The organism is Mesorhizobium sp. M3A.F.Ca.ET.175.01.1.1 (genome assembly GCF_004791945.1).
GTDB lineage: Bacteria > Pseudomonadota > Alphaproteobacteria > Rhizobiales > Rhizobiaceae > Mesorhizobium.
Map to the genome: position 1 here is coordinate 1 of NZ_SRTP01000340.1, position 298 is coordinate 298.

The 298-nt window shown below is 60.1% G+C and carries 1 protein-coding gene; it reads left to right on the plus strand.

Translation table 11 applies throughout. The features are described from left to right. Positions 1 to 224: hypothetical protein (locus EN818_RS33415; RefSeq protein WP_245521444.1), on the plus strand; the 224-nt coding region annotated here is incomplete at its 5' end. Positions 225 to 298 lie beyond the last annotated feature (74 nt).

A 298-nucleotide genomic window follows, 5' to 3' on the forward strand; every position in this document is an offset into this window, starting at 1 on the left:
GTCCAGAACCAGAGACCGGGAGGTGCCTTCGCAATGTTTTACGCCTCCGCCAGGCCTTCAAGGAGCAGGGCATCGAACTGCCATTCCCGACCGTCCACGTCGAGGCACTGCAGAGCCCACATGGGGCAGAGAATGCGCCCTTGGAGATCACACCTGAGTTGAAACTGGCCGTCGCGCAGTCGCACACCAACTGGCGAAGGAAAAAAGCCAGAACAACGGAGTAGGAAAGTTGTGACACCTGCCGATCGTCAACCGTTCGGCCCGCCAGGTCGGCTTTCGGTGACGAGGGAGGAAGACC